Origin of the sequence: Sphingobacterium yanglingense, from assembly GCF_004363245.1 — a bacterium.
In the GTDB taxonomy this organism is placed as follows: Bacteria; Bacteroidota; Bacteroidia; order Sphingobacteriales; family Sphingobacteriaceae; genus Sphingobacterium; species Sphingobacterium yanglingense.
In genome coordinates this window covers 976,056-997,096 of record NZ_SNYV01000011.1, presented here as the reverse complement: position 1 = coordinate 997,096, position 21,041 = coordinate 976,056, and the positions used below count along the sequence as shown (strand labels likewise).

General features: G+C 40.1%; 19 protein-coding genes and 1 tRNA gene. 7 read left to right on the top strand and 13 right to left on the bottom strand.

The window, feature by feature from the left end; genetic code table 11:
• The first annotated feature begins 11 nt into the window (after positions 1–11).
• The 3 genes from CLV99_RS06545 to CLV99_RS23465 all read left to right on the top strand — a co-directional run bounded on the left by CLV99_RS06545 (position 12) and on the right by CLV99_RS23465 (position 1,092).
• Positions 12–96, top strand: a tRNA-Ser gene (locus CLV99_RS06545).
• A gap of 338 nt (positions 97–434) precedes the next feature.
• On the top strand, positions 435–908 hold the full coding sequence (rlmH, locus tag CLV99_RS06540) for a 23S rRNA (pseudouridine(1915)-N(3))-methyltransferase RlmH (RefSeq protein WP_133583669.1): 474 nt from the start codon (positions 435–437) through the stop codon (positions 906–908).
• Between the two features lie 52 nt (positions 909–960).
• A complete protein-coding gene (locus tag CLV99_RS23465; RefSeq protein WP_262708272.1) occupies positions 961–1,092 on the top strand; it encodes a hypothetical protein in 132 nt (43 codons plus the stop codon).
• Positions 1,093–1,334: 242 nt separating this feature from the next.
• Here CLV99_RS23465 and CLV99_RS06535 read toward each other — a convergent pair whose 3' ends face one another.
• Together CLV99_RS06535 and CLV99_RS06530 are read right to left on the bottom strand one after the other, a co-directional pair.
• On the bottom strand, positions 1,335–1,796 hold the full coding sequence (locus CLV99_RS06535) for an NUDIX domain-containing protein (protein ID WP_133583668.1): 462 nt from the start codon (positions 1,794–1,796) through the stop codon (positions 1,335–1,337).
• A gap of 81 nt (positions 1,797–1,877) precedes the next feature.
• A complete protein-coding gene (locus CLV99_RS06530; protein WP_133583667.1) occupies positions 1,878–2,609 on the bottom strand; it encodes a hypothetical protein in 732 nt (243 codons plus the stop codon).
• 283 nt (positions 2,610–2,892) lie between these two features.
• Between CLV99_RS06530 and CLV99_RS06525 the strand changes: the two genes are divergently transcribed.
• Positions 2,893–5,310 carry an alpha-ketoacid dehydrogenase subunit alpha/beta gene (locus tag CLV99_RS06525; RefSeq protein WP_133583666.1) on the top strand — a complete coding sequence of 806 codons (2,418 nt, stop codon included), beginning with the start codon at positions 2,893–2,895 and terminating at the stop codon, positions 5,308–5,310.
• Positions 5,311–5,355: 45 nt separating this feature from the next.
• Here the strand turns inward: CLV99_RS06525 and CLV99_RS06520 are convergent, their stop codons facing one another.
• The 5 genes from CLV99_RS06520 to CLV99_RS06500 all read right to left on the bottom strand — a co-directional run bounded on the left by CLV99_RS06520 (position 5,356) and on the right by CLV99_RS06500 (position 10,597).
• A complete protein-coding gene (locus CLV99_RS06520; protein WP_133583665.1) occupies positions 5,356–6,213 on the bottom strand; it encodes an ROK family protein in 858 nt (285 codons plus the stop codon).
• Positions 6,200–7,297, bottom strand: a complete 1,098-nt coding sequence (gene aroC / locus CLV99_RS06515; RefSeq protein ID WP_133583664.1) for a chorismate synthase — start codon at positions 7,295–7,297, stop codon at positions 6,200–6,202. Before aroC ends, CLV99_RS06520 begins: the two co-directional genes overlap by 14 nt.
• Positions 7,298–7,372: 75 nt before the next feature.
• Entirely contained in the window at positions 7,373–8,620 is a 1,248-nt protein-coding gene (gene aroA / locus CLV99_RS06510) for a 3-phosphoshikimate 1-carboxyvinyltransferase (RefSeq protein ID WP_133583663.1), read from the bottom strand.
• A complete protein-coding gene (locus tag CLV99_RS06505) occupies positions 8,621–9,727 on the bottom strand; it encodes a chorismate mutase (protein WP_133583662.1) in 1,107 nt (368 codons plus the stop codon).
• 45 nt (positions 9,728–9,772) lie between these two features.
• Positions 9,773–10,597 (bottom strand): prephenate dehydratase, encoded by an 825-nt coding sequence (locus CLV99_RS06500; protein WP_133583661.1) that lies wholly within the window; start codon positions 10,595–10,597, stop codon positions 9,773–9,775.
• Positions 10,598–11,181: 584 nt separating this feature from the next.
• On the opposite strand from CLV99_RS06500, the gene CLV99_RS06495 reads away from it, so the two are divergent.
• Genes CLV99_RS06495 through CLV99_RS06485 form a run of 3 tightly spaced genes read left to right on the top strand, consistent with a single transcriptional unit; the run spans position 11,182 to position 13,507 of the window.
• Positions 11,182–12,039 carry a DMT family transporter gene (locus CLV99_RS06495; RefSeq protein ID WP_133583660.1) on the top strand — a complete coding sequence of 286 codons (858 nt, stop codon included), beginning with the start codon at positions 11,182–11,184 and terminating at the stop codon, positions 12,037–12,039.
• Complete coding sequence (locus CLV99_RS06490; RefSeq protein ID WP_133583659.1) at positions 12,036–12,653, top strand: YigZ family protein; 618 nt, start codon at positions 12,036–12,038, stop codon at positions 12,651–12,653. The genes CLV99_RS06495 and CLV99_RS06490 overlap by 4 nt, the downstream gene beginning before the upstream one ends.
• The gene (locus CLV99_RS06485) at positions 12,650–13,507 is read left to right on the top strand and encodes a nucleoside phosphorylase (RefSeq protein WP_133583658.1); all 858 of its coding nucleotides are present in this window, start codon (positions 12,650–12,652) and stop codon (positions 13,505–13,507) included. The genes CLV99_RS06490 and CLV99_RS06485 overlap by 4 nt, the downstream gene beginning before the upstream one ends.
• A gap of 3 nt (positions 13,508–13,510) precedes the next feature.
• Here CLV99_RS06485 and rodA read toward each other — a convergent pair whose 3' ends face one another.
• The 6 genes from rodA to CLV99_RS06455 form a co-directional block, all read right to left on the bottom strand.
• Positions 13,511–14,785, bottom strand: a complete 1,275-nt coding sequence (rodA, locus tag CLV99_RS06480; protein WP_133583657.1) for a rod shape-determining protein RodA — start codon at positions 14,783–14,785, stop codon at positions 13,511–13,513.
• Positions 14,772–16,742 (bottom strand): penicillin-binding protein 2, encoded by a 1,971-nt coding sequence (mrdA, locus tag CLV99_RS06475; protein WP_133583656.1) that lies wholly within the window; start codon positions 16,740–16,742, stop codon positions 14,772–14,774. Before mrdA ends, rodA begins: the two co-directional genes overlap by 14 nt.
• A gap of 6 nt (positions 16,743–16,748) precedes the next feature.
• Positions 16,749–17,273, bottom strand: a complete 525-nt coding sequence (locus CLV99_RS06470; protein WP_133583655.1) for a rod shape-determining protein MreD — start codon at positions 17,271–17,273, stop codon at positions 16,749–16,751.
• Positions 17,266–18,111: a rod shape-determining protein MreC gene (mreC, locus tag CLV99_RS06465; protein ID WP_133583654.1), complete on the bottom strand. Its 846-nt coding sequence runs from the start codon at positions 18,109–18,111 to the stop codon at positions 17,266–17,268. Before mreC ends, CLV99_RS06470 begins: the two co-directional genes overlap by 8 nt.
• A gap of 106 nt (positions 18,112–18,217) precedes the next feature.
• A complete protein-coding gene (locus CLV99_RS06460) occupies positions 18,218–19,240 on the bottom strand; it encodes a rod shape-determining protein (protein ID WP_079642435.1) in 1,023 nt (340 codons plus the stop codon).
• Positions 19,241–19,387: 147 nt separating this feature from the next.
• Complete coding sequence (locus CLV99_RS06455; protein WP_246032706.1) at positions 19,388–20,983, bottom strand: M1 family metallopeptidase; 1,596 nt, start codon at positions 20,981–20,983, stop codon at positions 19,388–19,390.
• Positions 20,984–21,041: the final 58 nt, after the last annotated feature.

The following is a 21,041-nucleotide window of genomic DNA, read 5'->3' as shown; positions in this document are numbered from 1 at the left end:
ACTTTTGTGGCGGAGAGCTGGCAGAGTGGTCGAATGCGGCGGTCTTGAAAACCGTTAACTGTCACAGGTTCGGGGGTTCGAATCCCTCGCTCTCCGCAGAAAAACCTTCATCGAAAGATGGAGGTTTTTTGCGTTTAGAGGGATGAAAATCGGGGGGAGAATTTTATGTCTGACTTTCTATAGTTTGGTCAAGTCCCCTGAAGTCCCCTGAAGTCGCCTTAAGTCCGCTTAAGCTTCTATATAGATGGTCTATAGCCAGTATTACTCTCGATATTATCGCTTTACTTGGTCTAGTCATTGGAGATTTTTCTTACTATGCATATTTAGGAAATTCTCTTGTCTAGGGATTAAATGGTATAGGTCCTTTTACTGTTGGAAATATTTCAATAAAGGATGATGCTTTTTTATTGGCTATTAATTTGCAATTTTGCGATATGAAAATTAGTTTGCTGTGTATCGGAAAGACCGATGATAAGTTTATTCAGGAAGGGATTGATAAATACCTCAAAAGACTTAAACATTATATAACATTTAATATTTCGATACTGCCTGATGTAAAAAATGTAAAGAATATGTCGGCAATGCAGCAGATGGATAAAGAAGCTGAATTCTTTCTGAAAAATCTGACAAATACAGATTTTGTGGTTTTATTGGATGAGAAGGGAAAAGAATTCAGATCAGTGGAATTTGCGGACTATCTACAACAAAAAATGATAACGAGTGTGCAGCACGTTGTCTTTTTGATTGGAGGTCCTTATGGATTTGCTGCAAAAGTCAGGGAGAGGGCTAATGCGCAAATGTCATTGTCTAAGCTCACGTTTTCGCATCAGATGGTGCGTCTGTTTTTCGTTGAGCAGGTCTACAGGGCATTTACAATAATGAAAGGCGAACCCTATCATCATGAATAATTTGTGAAATTTGTGTATTTTTCGCATCATTGATATATAAAAGGAGGTAAGTATGAATATGGATAAGTATAAAAGGGACTACAGGTTCAAGAGCGATGAAGGGGCTGACAGTGGAAAAGGCCTAAAATGGCTGATTATACTAGGAGGATTGGTTGTCGTAGCATTGGCCTATTTTATTGGTTAAAATTAGACGAAATACAAGTTATTGAGCTTAATTTTAATTTTATTGATAAACAATAAATAAGGCGATATTTGGGATATCGCCTTATAATCACACTAACTATAAAATGGAGCGCCTAGAAAAGGAGCTTCAAGTTTGAGAATCAACTCCATGTAAAAATGAGGCTGATTTCGTTGTTATAAAATTATAAATCATTTTTAGAATAATCAAGCTTTTTTGAAAATAAAAAATGATTGTGCCTTAAGTTAACTATTGCGAAAATTGCTTGTGTTTTTGTATACCTCCCAGGCAACCTGATCCGTTTTAAAGGTTAGATGCTTGCTCAATAATTGATTGCAATCAACGAGTCTGAATACTTCTTCTTTTTCAAGTACGTTATCACTGTTGAAATCCATCGCTTTATCTTTTAGCGGTACATTCAACGTATCCACAGCTTTAACTAAATAGTATATGGATATGATCTGGCTATTGTTAAAGCTTGATTTTTCGTAAAAATCTGTTGTATACAAATGGCGGACGATTTCAATCTTTAGATTGCATTCCTCCATAAACTCACGCTTTAAGGCATCTAATAGTCCTTCACCGTATTCTAGACCTCCTCCGGGAAATTTTGTGAATGCTACGCTCTGTGTGCGTTCATCACTGACTAAGACGCGGTCATTTGCGTCAATTAATATCCCATACACTCTTACATTGAACAGGTACATAGTTCTTTATAGTTTGTTGTATTATCTTATTGTACTATCCGTATTGGATTTCCTTTTTTACTTAATAGGTCTATCAGCGTGTTAAATTGCTTCAAAACCATTTTCTACGGCCATATCATCAATGAATAGGATGGAGTAGTGGCGAGGCAGAAACCAAGCTACAGTATTTCCTATCTGTTGAAAATCTTGTTCGCTTGCGAATTGGGCAGGGGTGAAATTGAAAACTAAGTCCTGTTTGACCTGTGCTTCGTCCTCAAAGTTTCGGGCAATAAGCATGGTCTTAGGTACGTTTACTCCTGCATGTTGTAAGAATTCTCTAAGTTGTTTACGGATATATTTTGGTAGGATATTGTCGGAAGGTTGGCCTATAAGTATCTTTTCGTCGCTGCCGATCACTACATTTTCTTTGTGAACGGAAAAGATGCTATCATCACTGTAGAAAGTGTCATTCAGTTCGAAGTTGGCAATATCACCATACGTAAATATCCAATCTGGTTGGGTATTCTGCGCATTGATCACTATACCGAAACCTTGTAGCAATAAGGTGGGTAATTGTTTGTTGATAACAAAGGCCTGAAAGTTTTCATTCGCATTAACTGTTTCCAGCTGTACGTAAGGAAAGCCGTCGCTCGCTATTATTACTTCCGGAGCACCTAACTTAAGATTTGCTTCAGCTATGTTTTCTAAAAAAGTTGCCACCCAGTTTTGATCACGCTCATTAATTGGCGTCTGAATCAAAGCATTGATGAGTACTGTTTTTTCTAAGTCCCCTAGACCGTTTTCGGCGCTTTCCACACTGTTTTTTAAAGTCATTAATGTATGTGTTATTACGTTAAAGTTGCGTTTAAAAGTACATAATAATAACGTATATTCTAAAGTCTCTTTTAAATTAATACAATAATAAGGTTTAATTGATGATAGATGGAAAGCTAGGGAGGAAAGGTGTATAGGATCTATAATGCTATGGCTTAAGGGCTAGGTAATGATGTCATTTGTGTAAGTCTATCTGGCAGTGGGGATAAAGTGATTAATAAAATTAATACTTATATTGTAAGAAGTAAAATTGCTACTTTTGTTGAAACAGAACATTAAATTAATGATGAACACAGATTTGAAAGTCTCCGTAGATTTATCGAACTCTAAATTAAGTTTTGATGATTTTCGTCAAATTATTAAGAAGGATTATGAGTTTGCGGTGCAGAGTAGAATAGTGAGTTTGTTGGGGCGCAAAGAGGTGCTGACAGGTAAAGCTAAGTTTGGGATTTTTGGAGATGGTAAAGAGTTAGCTCAGATAGCGTTGGCTAAGGTTTTTGAACCTGGGGATTGGCGTTCTGGCTATTATAGAGATCAGACATTTGCTTTTGTATCGGGAATAAGTACGCTTTATAATTTTTTCTCCCAGTTGTACGCAAATCCTGATATCGAAGCCGACATATCGTCGGGTGGACGTCAGATGGTCGCGCACTTTTCAACTAGTCTGTTGGATGAAGAGGGTAACTGGAAAGATCAAACTGCACTAAAGAATTCATTTTCTGATATATCAACTACTGGTGGGCAGATGGCCCGTACGATGGGACTCGGGTTAGCTTCGAAGTTGTATCGGAATAATAAAGATCTATCTTATCTAGGGTATTTTTCGAAGAATGGTAATGAGGTTGCTTTCTGTAATATTGGAAATGCCGCTACTTCTGAAGGGGTGTTTTGGGAAGTGATAAATGCAGCTGGTGTGCATCAGATTCCTGCTGTAATATCTATTTGGGATGACGGTTACGGTATTTCGGTACCTAATGAAGTACAGACTACAAAAGGAGATATTTCTGAGGTGCTGAAAGGATTTCAACGGGATGAAAATGGGAATGGATTTGAAATCTTTAAGGTAAAGGGATGGGATTATGCAGGTCTTTGTGAGACGTACGAGAAGGTTGCAAAAATTGCTCGTGAGGAACATATTCCATGTATAGTACATGTTACTGAACTGACACAACCGCAGGGACATTCATCTTCGGGTTCGCACGAGCGATATAAAACGAAAGAACGGTTACAGTGGGAGGTCGATTATGACTGTAATACGAAAATGCGCCAATGGATGTTGGATGCAGGTATAGCTACAGAAGATGAATTGACCGAAATAGAGGACAAAGCGAAGGATTTTGTACGAATTGAGCAGCGTCGAGCTTGGTCCGATTACCGTAAGATGTTGCAAAGTGAACTTGAAGAGGCTGTTTCATTACTTTCGGAAATCAATGAAGAGGTAGTCGAGTTGCCTTTAAAAACTTTGATCAGCTCTTCGGAGTCATCTTTAAAAGAGGTGTATTCGACGGTAAGACAGGTGCTACGAGAATTACGTTTTAAAGATTCTCCACAGAAACAGGCGTTGTTGATCTGGTATAAGGAAAAGCAAAAGCTTAACGAAGATAGATATAACAGTTCGCTTTATGTGGAGTCGGACAATAGTCCGCTGCATGTTGATGTTGTCGAAGCTGCTTATGGTGAAAATGCAGCTATAGTCGATGGGCGGGAAGTACTGAATGCTTGTTTTGAAGCTAATTTTAAGAAGGACGAGCGAATCTTGGCTTTCGGTGAAGATGTAGGAAAGATCGGTGACGTAAACCAAGGGTTTGCAGGTTTGCAGGATAAATTTGGTGATATGCGGGTCTTTGATACGGGAATCCGTGAGTCGACCATCATAGGAAAAGGTATAGGTCTTGCTGTCAGAGGGCTCCGTCCGATCGCAGAGATTCAATATTTGGATTACTTAATATATGCTCTGCCTGTGCTAAGTGACGATCTGGCTACGTTGGGATATCGTACGAAAGGACAGCAAAAAGCTCCTGTGATCATACGTACTCGTGGACATCGTCTGGAGGGAATATGGCATTCAGGCTCGCCAATGACAGTACTGCTGGGTGCTTTACGTGGAATTCATATCTGTGTGCCTCGTAATATGACTCAAGCAGCAGGGATGTACAATACTTTGTTGAAATCGGATGACCCTGCTTTGGTGATAGAGTGCCTGAATGGATATCGTCTTAAAGAGAAGATGCCTGATAATGTCGGAGATTTTACGGTGCCATTGGGAATTGCGGAAATTATGAGGGAGGGAACTGATGTTACCGTGGTGTCGTATGGATCGACTTTGAGACTGGTGCAAGAAGCGGCATTAGAATTAGATAAGATCGGTATATCTATAGAAATTATTGACATACAGTGTTTGCAACCATTTGATCGGACGCACCTGTGCGCAAACTCTTTGCAAAAGACTAATCGTCTATTGGTGGTTGATGAAGATGTACCTGGAGGGGCCAGTGCTTTTATATTGCAGCAGATCCTGGAGGAACAAAAGGGATACTATCATCTGGATAGTCAACCATTGACGTTGAGTGCGAAGGCTCATCGTCCGCCATATGGATCTGATGGAGACTATTTTACCAAACCTGCTGTGGATGATATCATTGAATCTGTATATCAGATTATGAATGATGTCAACCCACAACAATTCCCGGATTTGTTTTAAAAAGGATTTTTTTTGACTTTATAGGGCACAATTGCCCTTTAGATATTATTCAAATTGAGAAGCGGCGCCTATAAGCGCTGCTTTTTCTTCATATATACCGATAGAGATGTTGAAATCCTTGAAATAATCATCCTGATTGATGATATCCCAAGCTTTTGCGATGTTGCCTCCTATGATATAGTCGTTGCACGATTCTACGCTGCTAAAATACTGAAGGAACTGATAGAGGTGCGCTCTGTATTCAGCAATTAATAAGTGAAAGCTGTCGGAGGTATTATGCTTTTCTATTATTTCTTTCAATCCGTTTTCTTTGTGTCCAGCGATTTCTTCAAATCTGCGAGTAAACCAGCGTGTCACGAGGTATTCTTCAAAAATACGTTCTTTATAAGGGGTATCCCATAAGTCGGCGTCTATGGCCTTATCTCCTTGCTGCCATATTGCACTACCGAGACCAGTACCCAGGGTGATACCTAGGATCTTTTTTTCATTATGGCGTCCGGTGGCAAATATTTCTCCCTGTAGAAATGCTGCTGCATCATTGATGTAACGTATCTCTAGCGTAGGTGTAGTGAGTGTATCGCGTAGACCTGCGGTGATGTCGAGTTGGTAAAGTGCGTCGTATTTATTTTGACCTTTCATCATAGAAATGCCGTTTTCATAGTCAAAAGGTCCTGGCATGGCGATGCCGATCTGATTGATAGGTAGCCCCAAAAGCGCTATAGATTCGTTCATAGCACTTCCCCATGATAGAAAAATCGATTTAGCATTTTGAGCTGAATTTATCGGTTTTCTGACAATTGTTTCTGAAAGAATTGACCATGTATCGCTTGTGATAATAGCGGAGGTAATGTGTGTACCTCCGATATCACAAGCTAAAATATATTTAGACTTACTTTTTGACATTTAGATATGCGTTATATTTTAATAGATGATCTGCAATAACGAGGGCTGCCATGGCCTCTACGATAATAACAGCTCTAGGTACTACACAAGGATCGTGTCTTCCCTTGCCCGAAATAACGGTTTCTTCACCGGCTTCGTTTAGCGTCGGTTGGTCACGCATAATGGTAGCGACGGGCTTAAATGCAACATTGAATGTTACATCCATTCCGTTTGATATGCCACCTTGTATGCCTCCGGAATAGTTGGTTCGGGTTATTGTTTTTGTACCCTCTTTTGAGAAGATATCGTTATGTTCTGAACCTTTATATTTAGAACCTTCAAATCCGGATCCGTACTCAAAGCCATGTACAGCGTTGATTCCCATCATTGCTTTAGCAAGATCAGCATGTAACTTATCAAAAACGGGTTCGCCTAATCCGACAGGTAGATTGCGGATGACAGTAGAGATACGTCCACCTACGGTATCTCCGGCCTTGCGTATACCATCGATGTAGGTAATCATCTCGGTGGCAGTAGCAGGATCGGCACAACGGACTATATTGTCTTCGCGGAGTTCTAAAAGACGGGCTAGATCTGCTGTATCTAAGTTGGGAGATGTTATACTGCCGACTCCGGATACATGCGCAAAGATCTCAATCCCTTGTTGTTTGAGGAATAGCTTGGCAATAGCTCCTGCAGCTACCCGCGCGGCAGTTTCTCTTGCAGATGAGCGCCCACCACCACGATAATCCCGTATGCCATATTTCATTTGGTAGGTATAGTCCGCATGGGAGGGACGGAATTTGTCACTGATGTGGGAGTAGTCTTTGGATCGCTGGTCTTCATTGGGAATTACAATTGCGATAGGTGTTCCGGTCGATTTGCCTTCGAATACGCCAGATAATAGTTGTGCAGTATCGCTTTCCTTACGCTGAGTGGTAATTTTGGATTGCCCAGGACGTCTCTTATCTAGTTCGGACTGAATAAAAGCTTCGTCTATTGTGATGTTTGAGGGACATCCATCTAAGATGACACCTATTGCTGCACCATGGGATTCACCAAACGTAGTTATCCTGAATAAATCACCAAATGAATTTCCTGCCATAATTTAATAATTGTGGTAAATATATTAAATCGTCTATACTTTAGCTAAAAATATAGACGATATATCAATAAATGTTTAGGATATAGTAAATCCTTGCTCGCGTAGGTCATCCCAAAATGTAGGATAAGATTTTTCTACAACTTGAGGTTCTACTATTCGAATTTGCTTAAATACTAGAGCAAGTGGAGCGAAAGCCATAGCCATGCGGTGATCTTCATAGGTTTCGATCGCAATCTCACCTGGGTCATCAACATACTCGCTGTAGAGATGGTAGGTGGTTCCATCTTCTTCAAGCCGTGCGCCATATTTTGCAATTTCTTTCTGTAGCGCGGCAATTCGGTCAGTTTCTTTGATTTTTAAGGTCTCTAGACCGGTGAATGAAACATTGCGTTTTAGTGCTGATGCTACTACAACGACTGTCTGTGCAAGGTCTGGGCATGATTTGAAATCAAATAGTTCCTTTTGAGAAGTGATTTCGACCTTTTCAAGATAGATCGAATTATCTTCAAATGTAGTCTTTACACCGAAATGCGTCATGATTTCAGCAATTGCTATATCACCTTGTAGACTTGAGCGCTTGAGCCCAGGTAATCTGATTGCGCCTTTTTCTGATAAAGCAACCATTGCGTACCAATAGGAGGCCGCACTCCAGTCTGGCTCAATATATAATGTGCTTGGTATAGCGTTTTGTGGTGCGATATAGATGCTATTGTCTGTCCAGGTGTGCTGTATTCCAACTTCCCTCAACATATCCAAAGTCATCGTGACATAAGGCTTTGATGTTAGCTCGCCCTGGATATCAAGTCTTAGTCCTTGCTTTAAAGCGGAAGCTATTAGAAGTAGGGAGGATATGTATTGACTGCTGATATCTCCTTTTATAGTTACACTCGTAGCCGATTGCGCTAATGGTCCATGTATATGTAGTGGAGGGTAGCCTGATACCTGTGTGTATTCGATAGTTGTGCCTAAGCTGTTCAGAGCGTCTACAAGGATACCTATCGGGCGCTGCTGCATCCGCTTAGTTCCTGTTAGTATAAAGTCGCCTGGTAATAAGTTGAGATAAGAAGTCAGGAAGCGCATAGCTGTGCCAGCAGGACCGATATCTATGGTTTTTGACGTATCACTATCTTGGTGGGCCGTTTTCAAGGCGTTGGTTAATAATACGGTATCATCCGCTTGGGAAAGGTTTTTTATTTCAACCTTTCCCTTACTGATGGCTTGTATTATGAGCGCTCGGTTGCTCTCTGATTTAGAACCAGTGAGCTGTACCGTGCCGCTTATTTGTCGCGTAGAATGAGTGAGCTTGATGCTTGTTTGGCTCATTTATACCTCCGCATTAACTTTTTCATTCATAATTTCGTTTTGCTTGCGGATTGACTCATTGTGCAATAGCTCTAAATATTTTACCGTAAAGTCCTCGCTTAGATTTAATGCTCTTGCTAATTGTACACGTTTTTGAACAATTTCGTCCCAGCGTGAGACCTGAAGAATAGTAACATGGTTGTCACGTTTATACTCTCCGATTTTCTCCGCAATCTTCATACGATCACCGATCTGTTTGATGATTTGATCATCCAATTTGTCGATTTGCTGACGCAATTCGGCCAATTTATCGTCGAAAGCAGGGTTGTTTGATGCTGCATGGCGGATTGAAAGATTGTCCAATAAATCTGAAAGTGCAGCGGGAGTTACTTGTTGTTTGGCATCGGTCCAGGCGACAGAAGGGTCGATATGTGACTCGATGATAAGTCCCTGCATATCCATGTCCATTGCTTTTTGTGTAACGTACGGAATTAGTTCGCGGTTACCACAGATATGGCTCGGGTCATTGATAATAGGTAATTCAGGGGCAATAGTTTTCAATTGGATAGCGATGTCCCACATAGGTTCATTACGGAAGGCTGTCTTTTCGAAAGAAGAGAATCCTCTATGTATTGCACCAAGTTTTTTGATTCCTGCTCCATTGATACGTTCCAATGCTCCAATCCATAAAGATAGATCTGGGTTTACGGGGTTTTTAACCAATACAGGTACATCGACACCTTTTAATGCATCAGCGATTTCCTGAACAGTGAAAGGGTTTGCAGTAGAACGGGCACCCACCCATAGTACGTCTACACCAGCAGCAAGAGCTTCTTCTACGTGTTTAGCTGTAGCAACTTCTGTCGCAGTAAGTAATCCAGTCTCTTCTTTTGCTCTTTTCAACCATTGTAAACCAACACTTCCAATACCTTCGAACTCACCTGGACGGGTGCGGGGTTTCCAGATTCCAGCACGTAATACATTGACCTTACCTGTGTTTGCGAGTAAGTGTGCTGTCGAAACGAGTTGTTCTTCTGTTTCAGCACTACATGGTCCTGCAATGATTAAAGGTTTGTCTCCAGTGTTTATCCAAGATTGTAAAGGAAGGATGTCTAATGAATGTTTCATCTTATTTTCAATTTTTAATTTTTTAAACTTACTATGTTGTTTGTGTTATACTTTTTCGTTTTTGATGTACTCGCCCAGGATGCTGAAATTGACGGTGTGTTTCAGGACCTTACGGATCGCAGCGTCGTAATCGGCCTGCTTTTTCCACTCCACGTCAACGTAGAAGTCATACTCGTTGCGGCGTCCTACTACGGGCATAGATTGTATTTTGCTTAGGTTTACGTTTTGTTCCGCAAAACATTGTAAAACGGAAGCTAGTGCACCTACAGCATTGCCCGTCTGGAAGGAAAGAGAAGCTTTGTTAGCACCCTTTTGTTCAACTACCTCATTGCTCAAAATCAGGAATCGCGTTGCGTTTTTTTTGTTCGTTTCAATTCTTTTCTCAAGAATCTGAAGGCCATATATTTTAGCCGCAAATTCTCCTGCTATGGCAGCTGTATTGGTAAGTTGCTCCTCTTTTATTTTTTTTGCACAGCCTGCTGTATCTAAGCCTTCTTTTATAATCCAGCCTGGATGGTCCGAGAGAAACTCGTCGCACTGACGGATAGCAATGGGGTGGGATTCGACATATTGCACATCGCTTAGTTTGACACCCGGAAGTGCCAGAAGGTTTTGCTGTATATTAAGGTGAACTTCGCCCACGATGTGGAATCTGTAATCCCGTAATAAGTTGTAGTTGGGTAAAATACTCCCCGCAATTGAATTTTCAATGGCCATCACTACATAGTCCGCTTTGCTTTGTTTGAGCATCTCGCAGGTCTGTTTGAATGAACTACATTCTAATGTTTCGATGTCCTGACCGAAGTACTTGAATGCAGCTTCTTCATGAAATGAAGCCTTTACACCTTGAATTGCAATTTTTGTTTTCATATTTAATACTTAACGAAAAAGGTCCCGGATTCAATCCGGGACCTTTTATATTCTATTCATGTAATGAACTTTATACATACTAGCCCCGGCTCTTATCGCTAAAATAAAAGAAGTAAAAATAGTTGTATGTAGTCATTGTATTCATTGTCTCTGTTTTGATAGCTCAAAGGTATGTGATAGAAAAATAATATCCAAATATTTTTTTATTTATTTGATTTTATTTCTCGTTTTACGATGTGTTTTGTTGTTTTTTTTATGGTGTTTTTCGTGTATTATTTTATGTATTTTTTGTTGTTATTTTTCTTGTTTTTTGATGTTGTTTTTGTTGTTTTGCTGTTTTAATGCTGTTTTAATTCGGTTTTATGATTGTGTTAGGCTTTTATTTAAGTAGTTTTTTTGTTGTTTTTTTTACGTTGATTTTGTTGTTTTTTTTGATTGTTTTTATTGTTGTTTATTGTGTTTATTTCGTTAGTTTTTTTGGTTATTTAAGTCTGTTTTATCAATAGACTTAAATAATAGCTTAATCGAAAGGATATTATTCCATGGTTTTTAGTAGTATTGTAGCTCTTTTAACGTTATAGATTATGTGGTATGTTGTTTTAAGTGTGGTTTGTAGTGTTACGGTGGCTGTGTTGTTAAAGATAGCACGAAGCAGATCTTTGCATGTACAGCAAATCGTCCTTTGGAATTATCCGGTTACTGTCTTGTTGACTTATTTTCTGCTTCAACCCAATTTGACAGATGTTCCATGGGTGAAGCTGCCTTATCAACTTTATATACCTCTTGCGGTACTATTGCCTACGCTTTTCATTTTTATTGCTTTAGCCATTAAGTATAGTGGTATTGTAAAAACTGATGTAGCGCAGAGGATGTCCTTGTTCATTCCTTTATTGGCCTCCTTTTTACTGTTTAATGAGCAGGCTTCTTTTGGTACGCTGATCGGTATTGGTGTCGGTTTGTTGGCTGTTGTTTTTTCAGTGAGTTGGAACAAAGGAGGGGATGGGCAAAAGTCGAACGGTATTTTATATCCATCAGTGGTATTTCTAGGTATGGGGATAATTGATGTTTTGTTTAAACAAGTGGCTCAACATAAGGAGGTTTCTTATATTGATTCGATGTTCTTTGTTTTTGTTGGGGCGATGTTGGTAGCTTTTAGTATATTGTTGTTTCAGAAATGGAAGAATGGAGAAGGAACGAGTAAGACAACCGTTCTATGGGGAAGTCTGTTGGGGTTGTTCAATTTTTTGAATATTTTTTTCTATATGAAAGCCCATCGAGCTATCCCGGATAATCCTTCTATTGTATTTACTACAATGAATGTTGGTGTTATTGTTGTTGGAACAATGATCGGCGTGTTGGTGTTTAAGGAAAAGTTGAGTCTTGTCAATAAGATAGGTTTAGTATTGGCAGTTATATCTATATTACTAATTAAATATTTGTGAGTTTATTTGAAGATACTTATTTAACTCTTGGAGAACGTTCTGAAGGTATTTTTAGAGATAAGGGAAGTAAGTTTATTGCATATGCGTATCCTTTCAGAAATGAAAAGGAGCTGAAAGAAATTATTGTAGAGCTGAAAGCTTTGCACCCCAAAGCTAGGCACCATTGTTGGGCGTATCGGCTGACTACCGATCGGAGTGTTTTTCGTGTTAACGATGATGGTGAACCTTCGGGTACAGCAGGGAGGCCGATTTTAAACGTTTTATTATCTAAAGATCTGACAAATGTCTTGGTGGTCGTCGTTCGTTATTTTGGTGGTACCCTCTTGGGAGTTCCTGGATTAATCAATGCTTACAAAAATGCTACGCTAGAAGCCTTGGCTGTTGCTCAGATTGAAGAAAAGACGGTAAATGATATCTATGCTATTGGGTTTGATTATTTGCAGATGAATGATGTAATGCGTGTGTTGAAGGAGGAAGGGGTGAATATATTAAATCAACAATTTGACAATAATTGTGTTATAACTATAGAAATCAGAAAGACACAGGTCAATCAGGTATTGTCGAAATTGGATAAGATTGAAAAAATAAACCTTAAATACTTGCATACACTATGATTGCTGACACGGAATTGATTCTGAATGCAGATGGGAGTATATACCATTTGAATCTAAAGCCTGAGGATTTGGCCCATACTATAATATTGGTGGGGGATCCGGAGCGGGTGCCTATTGTCTCAAAGTATTTCGATACAATCGAAGTTAGAAAGGGCAAACGTGAGTTTATCACACATACAGGTATGTTAAGAGGTAAGCGCCTCTCTGTCTTGTCTACAGGAATAGGGACGGATAATATTGATATTGTCTTGAATGAAATCGATGCATTGATCAATGTGGATTTTACAACAAAGGTATTACGGGAGGATTTAAGGTCGGTGGATATTATACGGATTGGAACGTCTGGTTCAATACAAGGAAATATTCCGGTAGGTACGCTATTGGCAAGTGAGTTTGCAGTGGGATTTGATACGTTGATGCAATTCTATGTTAAATCATATACGGCAGCGGAACAGAAGTTGGCTGAGGCGGTAAATCGACATTTTTCAAATCTTTCTTTTTCTCCCTACATCGGGAGTGCTAATCCGGCGCTGTTAAAACAGTTTGCAATGGAGCTTCCAAAAGGTATTACGATGACTGCGCCAGGTTTTTATGGCCCGCAGGGGCGCTCTGTCCGAACACATAATATGTATCCTGATTTAATACAGAAGGCCAATTCTTTTATTACGAAGGAGGGGCTATATATTACTAATCTGGAAATGGAGACTGCTGGTATTTATGCTCTGTCCAATATGTTTGGACATCGGGCACTATCTATTAATGCAATATTGGCTTCTCGTCTGCATGAGGAGTTTTGTGCAAATCCAGCAGAAGTCATTGATTCGGCAATACAATACGTGTTAAACCGGATATAGCGCTTAGTTTGGCGATAATCCTTTACGTGCCGAGTCAAACTTCAACAGTATAAAAAGTAGAATTGTAAAACTCCACAACGAAGAACCTCCATAGCTGACAAAGGGAAGAGGGATACCGATGATAGGAACTAGCCCGATGGTCATGCTGAGATTAATAAAGAAGTGGAAAAATAGGATTGAAGCAACACAATAGGCGTATATCCTCGCAAATGCTGTTCGCTGTCTTTCGGCAATATGTATGATACGAAAGAGAAGGAATATATAAAGCGCAACTATGGTCACTGAACCAACGAATCCCCATTCCTCGCCAATAGTACAGAATATAAAGTCAGTACTTTGTTCGGGGACGAAGTTGTATTTAGTTTGGGTCCCTTGAAGATACCCCTTGCCAAATAGTTGTCCTGATCCGATCGCAATCTGTGACTGGTTAAGGTTGTATCCTTCACCACGAGGATCATTCACTTTTCCAAGTAGAATATCAATCCTGCTGCGTTGATGGGGTTGTAGGATGTTTTCCCAAGCAAAGTCTACGCTCAATACATAGATTGATGAAGCGAGACAAAGTAAGGCGATATTGATTACGTTTTTGCGTTTTGCTCTATAGAAATAAGCTAATAATGAGCATATTGCTATTATAATTCCTGCTAGTATCCATTCGTTTTCTAGTATTAAAGCCGCAACAAAAAGTATGATAGCTAATCCTCCAAGTAATAATAGTTTGGTATTGACATAACCTTCTCTGTAGAAAACAAAAATCAAAGAGAAAAATACAAGTGCCGAACCGGTGTCGGGTTGTAATTTAATTAGAATGACAGGTAATAATACAATGCTAGATGCAACAGCAAGGGATTTGAGATTTGGGGTCTTACTGGATTGTGTGCTGAGGTAGTAGGAGAGCAGGAGACAGGTAGCAAGTTTTCCGAACTCTGAAGGTTGTAAGCGAAAAAAACCGAGGTCTATCCAAGACTGATTACCGTTTACGTTCTTTCCAACAAGTAATACCGCAATCAATAATAAAATAACTACTCCGTATACAATCGGGGTAATTGATATGAAAAATCGTTGATCAATGATCAGTATACTGAAGCCGATGATTATAGCGGTGAATATGAATAAAGCCTGCTTTCCATAATTGGTTGCGAGATTAAATATGTCAGGATACTGTGGATTATAGACAGCAGCATGGATGTTAAACCAACCTATTAGGCATAAGGTAAACCATATAGCGATAGTAATCCAATCTATTCGGCCTAAAAAACTATTTTTAGCGTTGTTCATATCTTCCTCTTACTTGGCTATGGTGAACTAATAGGGTAGGTTTTTGCTTGTTCTGAGCAACCTGTTTTGTTGCTTGTATACTGTCTTTTTTTGCTGGAGAAGTCTCTTTCTTTACCTCGGTTGCTTTGACTTTTACTTTTGGCAATAAGTTAGCATTCAAAATGCGGTCTTGTAAATGCTTAGGTAGGGTAATGGTATCTCTAATATGTTTCTCGACGAGCATACTAGCAATAGGGCCAGCCCAAGTACCACCGTAACCTGCGTTTTCGACAAATACAGCAATTGCTATTTTCGGGTTGACACGGGGTGCAAAGGCAAAGAAAACTGCATGGTTTTCACCATGTGGGTTTTGTACTGTGCCGGTCTTGCCACACATTTCTATACCATTGATGCGCACAGAAGCTCCAGTTCCCCCTGCATTGACGGCACGGCTCATTCCCTCGACAACCGATTCGTAGTGTTGCGCGTCCACACCAGCCCAGATCTTCTCGGTAAATTCCTCTTTTATAATTTTTTTCTCTCCTATCCCTTTAATGAGATGTGGACGATAGTAAAAACCACGGTTGGCGACGATAGCCATTATATTTGCCATCTGTAGCGGGGTGATACCAAGCTCTCCCTGTCCAATAGATTGGGAGATACTGTAGCTAGATCCCCATTTTTCACTGCCGAAGCGTTTTGTATAGTAGCTGGCCGGATAGACGTTTCCTCCTTTTTCTCCCGGCAAATCGATACCTAGGGGATGGCCTAAGCCAAACTTATTGAGCCCCTCGCGCCAAAGCTCATAAGCTTTAGGACCGGACATGCCTCTAGAATCAATCATGCGCGCATAGACGTAACCGTAATAGGTATTGCATGACCGTTGTATGGATTTGATCAGGTCAGTAGGGCCATCGACGTGTGTACAACGCATAATTCGACCATTTCCATAACGATATCCTCCTGGGCAATTGAAAATAGTTTGAGGAGTAATAACGCCCGCTTGTAGCGCAGTGAGGGCAGCTACAACCTTAAAAACGGAACCTGGCGGATAAGACGCCTGAATCGGTCTGTTAAACATAGGTTTATGCGGATCTAGCAGTAGCTTCATGTAATTGTTTCCGCGCTGTCTACCAACCATTAAATTAGGGTTGTAACTTGGGCTACTGACATAGGTCAATATCTCTCCTGTAGAAGGTTCTATAGCCACAACTGATCCTAATTTATTCTTCATCAGCTTTTCTGCGAGAAGTTGTAAATCTTTATCTAGAGAGGATATCAGGCCATCTCCAGAGACTGCCAGTGTGTCGAACTTGCCATCCATGAACGACCCCTGTGCACGGCCAAATACATCGACCATCTGATTACGTACCCCACGTTGTCCTCGTAGAAGCTCTTCGTAAGAACGTTCTACCCCTGAAGCACCTATATAGTCGCCTCGTTTATAAAAATTGTTGGAGCGCTCAATGTCTTTTTCATTTACTTCTTGGATATAGCCTAAAAATTGTGCTGCAGCGCTATCAGGATATTGGCGAACAGTACGGGGTTGGGTCTGGAAGCCTCTAAATTTATCCAAATGCTCCTGAAGGACAGCAAATGTTTCGGCACTCATCATTCCTTCAAAAGTGGAGGCTCTATAGGGGGAGAACGAACGTGCTTTATTCATTCGTGATATAAAGCCCTCTTTGTCAATTTCAAGCAGACGGCACAATAATAATGTATCGATGTCTTTTACCTCGCGGGGAATAACCAAGAGGTCATATACCGGCTCATTCTGAACCAAAACTTTCCCATTTCTATCTAAAACAACCCCTCTTGCTGGGTATACAACGCTTTTTCTTAGTACGTTATTGTTTGCAGATAGGAGGTAAGACTCATCTATAATTTGGAGATAGAACAGACGGGCTACAATAATTAAAGCAATCGCTAGAAATATACCTTGAATAATGTATCTGCGCTCGAAAAAATTATTGTTCATATCATTCTAATTGGCTAATCTTGATTTACGATTGTAGGTAATCAAGCTGATGATTAGAATGACTGCTACAGTGAATAACGTACTGAAAAATATACTTGCAAGTGTGTATAGAATATTCTGGAAAGAGAAAATTTCTGTAAAAAACAGAACTAGATGATGAACCAGTGTGCCTAGTAATAAGTAAGCACTAAACCACTTAAATCCCATATTGCCCCATGTCGGGGTTTGAAAGGAGCTTAGTTCTTCCATATCTAAGGTGATCTTGTGGAAGAATATACGAAACCAAGCTAATGCTACACAGGCTGAGGCGTGTACGCCCATGCTGTCATAAAAAGCATCTACGGTAAGACCAGTGAGGAATGCCAGTAAGAAAAGCAAGAAATTAGGGGTACCCGTAGGTAGCAATAAAATAATCAGGATATAAGGGAATAATGCTGCGATATTGTAGTACCCAATGTTCTTGAATACGGCAACCTGCAGTACAATCAATATTACAAAACGAATGATATTGAAAATGAATATCCTAGCCATTATCTTTATTATGTTGTTCCAACTCTATTTTTTCCGTTGCCATTTTATCTTTTACGATATAGACATGGTTGAGGTTGATGAAGTTTGTCGTTAACAATACCCGAATATCTTTGAAACTTTCCCCTGATGCCAAGTCGGTCTGTACGATATGTCCTATTTTTATTCCTTTTGGGAATTTTGTCGAATATCCTGATGTGAAAACCGGTGCGCCAACATAAACTTTGACATGATTTGGTATGTCTCGTACCATGGCATAACGTGAGTCTGTATTATTGCCCCAGACCAGCGAACCGAATGCGGTGTTGGTGCTATCTAGGCTTACTGAAATCTTGGTATCAGGATGAAGCAATGATTTGATTGTACTGAAATGTTGGGATACATTTAAGACTGTACCGACAACACCATTAGAGGTGATCACTCCCATATCCTGTTCTACACCATCGGCAGCTCCTTTGTCAATAGTGATAAAATTACTTTTTTGGTTTATGCTGTTATTGACAACGGAAGCAACAACGAAATCATAGCGAGACTTGTCCACGTTATCGGTCAAATGAGCAATCGTGTCGCTAAGGGAGTCGGTACTTGTGTAGTTTTGTAGTTGCTTGCGCAAAAGTGCATTCTCTTCCGCGAGTTGTTCGTTGGTGATACGCAAAGACAAATACTCTTTCCAGGAATTTATGTTTTCATAGAATGATCCAACAACAACATTAGAGGAGTTGACGAATGCAGACCGTTGATAATTGTTATTCTGAACAACAAGGAAAATAGAAAACACGAAAAAAAGTACAAACCAAAAGAAGGCGTTATATCTTACCAAAAAGAGCCATAGGTTTTTCATGTTTTCCTGTAGAGATTTGTTTCGTTATCTAAAAAATACGCGATATAGAAGAAGTCCAACTTTTCTATATCGCGCAGAAGTAATTGTAATTTTATCTTAATTTACCTTACTGCATCAAAAACTTGAAACGTCCGATGTTTTTAAGTGCTATACCTGTTCCTCTTACAACAGCACGTAAAGGGTCTTCGGCCACATGTATAGGTAATTTAGTTTTCGCTTGTAGTCTTTTGTCTAAGCCTCTCAGTAGGGCACCACCACCTGTTAGGTATATACCGGTCTGGTAGATGTCCGCAGATAATTCCGGAGGTGTGATTTCTAATGCTTTTAGTATCGCTTCCTCAATTTTCGAAATAGATTTGTCTAGACAATGCGCAATCTCAGTGTAGGATACTGTGATTTGCTTAGGGATACCAGTCATCAAATCCCGTCCTTGTACTGCGAAATCTTCTGGTGGGTCTGTAAGCTCTGGAAGAGCAGCTCCTACTTCAATTTTGATTTTCTCAGCTGTACGGTCTCCAATCATAATATTATGCTGACGACGGATATACTGTACGATGTCAGAGTCAAAATTGTCACCACCTACGCGAATAGATTGGTCACATACAATTCCTGATAATGCAATAACGGCAATCTCTGTTGTACCACCACCGATATCGATAATCATGTTTCCAACAGGCTCTTCGACATCAATTCCGATACCTACTGCGGCAGCCATTGGTTCGTGGATCAGATAAACTTCTTTTGCTCCGGCTATTTCCGCTGAATCACGAACAGCGCGTTTTTCTACTTCGGTAATACCGGAAGGGATACATACCACCATACGCAAAGACGGGAAGAACCAGGATTTGCCATTGGTAACCAATTTGACCATGCCTCGAATTAAGTGCTCGGCAGCCGTAAAATCTGCTATCACACCATCCCTAAGCGGTCTAACTGTTTTTATGTTGTCATGGGTCTTGCCTTCCATCTGCATAGCCTGTCTGCCTATGGCTATAACTTTGTTGGTCGTCCGATCAAATGCTACGATCGAAGGCTCGTCCACTACTACTTTATCATTGTGTATTATTAAGGTATTTGCCGTACCCAAGTCAATCGCAACTTCTTGCGTAAACCAATTGAATAACCCCATTTAGTAAGTCCTAATTCTGTTTTTAATTTAATGCAAACCTAATGAAAAAAAATGTATTATAGTAACCTAACTCTACAAAAATGTCAAATAAAATAACGTTATTTTTTGGTTAGAATCTATCCTGTAAAAACGCTATAAAGACCTCACTTATTGTATCAATGTGCCGATATAATAATTATAGGTATCAATTTCTAAATTATCTTTTTGTAAGTCAGGTATCTCTATTTTAGCAAACTTGTCGTTGAGTTCAATTCGGACCTTTTTTTGCCCCTTCGTACCTAGGTGTACCGGCATTTGGAAGTTGGGTATGTCACTGATCCATCGCCCTTGTAAGGAGCCATCTTCTGCGGTTCGAATTTCTAATGTGGGTATTGCTGTGCTTTGTACATATTGTGCAAAGAGCGGACGTAGATTGAATCCAGATTCATCGCTGATGAACTCTACAATCTCGAAGTAATCTACACCTGAATGATAAAATTTTTTATTTAGGCCTCTTAATATGGAGCGCCATTTTTCATCATCTTCTAGGATGGTCCTTAGCATATTGTGTAAGACACCACCTTTAAGGTACATGTCTCCCGATCCTTCTTTGTTAACATGGTAGGGGCCTTGAAGCGGGCTGTCGTTTAATATGCCACTGCGGTTGCCATGAACATAGTCTTGGCTTGCTTTTTTGCCGTAAAAGTAGTCGATGAATAAGGCTTCGGAATAGTTGGTGAAGCTCTCGTGTATCCACATATCTGCAATGTCTTTGGCGGTAATGCTATTACCAAACCATTCGTGTCCTGACTCATGGATAACAATAAAATCCCACTTATTGCCCCATCCTGTATTTGATGCGTCGTGACCTAGATAACCATTCTGATAACGGTTTCCATAAGCAATGGCGCTTTGGTGTTCCATTCCTAAATGAGCCGTCTCGACGATTTTGTAGCCGTCTTTGTAAAATGGGTAGGGGCCGAACCAATGCTCAAATGCCTCTAGGGTCTCCTGTACGTTTTTCTTGAGGTGGTCTTTTTTCTTTTTTTGATTATTTTCCCGCAAGATGTAATAATCTAGATCTAGGCTGCCTTCTTCTCCTTGATAGTTTTCTTTGAAATGAATATAGTCGCCAATATTTAAGGCAACATTATAATTGTTTATAGGGTTTTCGACTTTCCAGTGAAACTTTTGGTAGCCGTTGTTAAGGTCTTCAGTGCCAATTAGTCTACCGTTAGATACGTTGATAAGGCCTTTGGGCACGGAAATTGAAATTAGCATACTGTCTACTTCGTCAGATTGGTGATCTTTGTTTGGCCACCATACGCTTGCGCCTAGTCCCTGGCAGGCAGTAGCAACAAATGGACGCCCGTTTGTGTCTTTTTTCCAATCGAAACCTCCGTCCCATGGAGCCCGTGTTGCCTGAAGAGGGTGACCGGAATAATGTACGGTAAAAGAGTCTATTTTTCCTTTTTCAATGTATTGCGGAAAATCCAAGAACACGGCATTGTGTGCTCTTTGGAATGGGAGGGACTGGCCTCGGTATTCAATTCTGTCTACGTTAAGGTTGTCAAATAGGTCGAACTGCAATCTGTTAAATGATGCTGCGGCCTGAAATTTGAAAAGGTTGGAGCCAGAAATATATTTGTTTTCGATATCGACACGCACATCGAGATGATAGTACTGTATATCGTAACATGTGCGTAGTGGTGTTAATTGACCACGTAAAGAGTCCACTTTGCTAAATAGCTCTTTCGCTCTCATTAATTGTGCTGTACCTTGTTTAGGTATGAAAATCACTAAAACAAGTAGTGACGAAATG